This window comes from Shewanella sp. 11B5 (genome assembly GCF_002836795.1).
GTDB lineage: Bacteria > Pseudomonadota > Gammaproteobacteria > Enterobacterales > Shewanellaceae > Shewanella > Shewanella frigidimarina.
The window spans coordinates 1-1,989 of record NZ_PJAP01000699.1; the positions used below are offsets into that span (position 1 = coordinate 1).

The 1,989-nt window shown below is 40.3% G+C and carries 1 protein-coding gene; it reads left to right on the forward strand.

Translation table 11 applies throughout. The features are described from left to right. Positions 1-481: 481 nt before the first annotated feature. A partial coding sequence (gene dacB, locus CXF78_RS15485; RefSeq protein WP_102037291.1) for a D-alanyl-D-alanine carboxypeptidase/D-alanyl-D-alanine endopeptidase occupies positions 482-1,989 on the forward strand: 1,508 nt, incomplete at its 3' end.

Here is a 1,989-nt window from a genome sequence, read left to right on the forward strand (position 1 = left end):
AAAATGAGGGAATAAGTAACATAAACATCAATTGAAGATGTAACTAATAACGAAATATAGATAGTGTTAACGAGATAAACATTGCAATAATAAATATCATTGTTAGATGGTTTATCCTGGTCAGTCTATCCGCTCTAATCAACTTATATCACGCCACAACATGCTGTAAAATTGTACTATTGCAGCTCTTAGGCATCTAAATCTGACAGAGTGAGCGAGCTTGGCGTTCTGTTAAGCTGATAGAAATTACCGACTAACAAGGTGATGAGCAAGATTTTTCTCACTTAACGGCGGTTTTAGTACGCTTTTTTGTTGTTAATTTGCGCAATAAAGCAAGATTGCTTGCTAACTAGCCAACTAAAACACCAATTTACATAATCATAAATAAGGAAATATAACCAAAAATCATCAAATGCGTATCAGGCAAGGATATCATCAGCTAACATAACCTATCGTTACTGAACTCTTGTTATAGGCTTTTATGAATTCCATTCTTTTTTGTCTCCCCCAGCCTCGTTTCTTTAATAAACAACCATCTTTGCGGTTCACTCAAGCTTTATGTCTGCTAGGAGCATTTATTACCTCAAGCCTGCCCAATGTATCGCTCGCAGCAGAAGTCCCCAGCCAGGTAGCACTGAGTCAGCAACAAACAATCAATAGCGATAATATTAACCAGCAACCTACAGCATTGTATCTTGATAATATGCTGCAGCTACTAAAACCAGCACATTCACAGCTAGGCATCACAGTGTGGGACATGACGACTCAAAAAACAGTATTTGAGTACAACAATCAATCGTTAATGCAGCCGGCAAGTGTTCAAAAACTATTAACTGCATTGGCTGCAACTAAACAACTCGGTAAAGACTTTATTTACCAAACTCGCTTAACCACGTTAGCCCAGCAACCGCTGGATAAAAGTTTGATTGAAAATGGCATATATTCTGGCGACATTTACATAGAATTTAGTGGCGATCCAACCTTAAAATACCAAGATTTGCGACAGTTACTTGCCTCTTTAAGTCAGTTAGGTATTACTGAGCTTACGGGGAATATTGTATTAACCAGCGAGCAAGATAGCCAACTGCAGGCGCCTGGTTGGGTATGGGATGATTTAGGGATCTGCTACGCGGCGCCAATATCGCCTTTCATCATCGATAAAAATTGTGTCTATGGTCGATTAGCAACAACGGGCTACAATAAAGTGGCCAACATCACCATGATGGGAAATCGGCCCATTGAAATCAGCAATGATGCTTATTTTGTCACCCCAATTGTCAACCGACCTGTCGCTAAACCCGCTGTTCAGACATTAACTGATGCGGTTGTGCTTCCTGCATACCTCACGGAATCAGTACCACAGTGTCAATTAACGTTAAGTCGTTTCGATAATAATCGCTATCATCTGAGTGGCTGTCATGTCGGGGCTAAATCGTTACCTTTAGCAATAGCTATTACCGAACCACAATTGTACGCGCAACAGATCGTAGCCAAACAATTGGCTTCTTTAGGCATTGTGCATCAGCAACCCATTACAGCAAGTATAATGAACACAGAAGCGCAGTTTATGGCTCAAAGACAAGTCATCGCCAGCCACCAATCTGCAGCCTTGCCTCAGTTACTTGAAACCATGTTGCTCAAATCAGATAATTTAATTGCCGACAGTTTATTAAAAAAATTGGGTGAGGTTTATTATCAAGCACCAAGTGACTTTGCCCGGAGTGGCCAAGCATTGAAAACCATTCTGTATTCAATTGGCATCGATTTATCAAATGCAAACATCGCTGATGGCTCTGGTTTGTCGCGTTATAATTTACTCACGCCTGAACACGTATTAAGTGTACTTACTACCCTATACCAACAACCTGAATACCGCTTCTTACTCGAGTTGTTACCACAATCTGGTGTAAGTGGTACTTTGCGCTATAAACGCTATTTCAATAAATCTCCGTTGAAAAACCACGTGTTTGCTAAAACTGGCAGTATGCT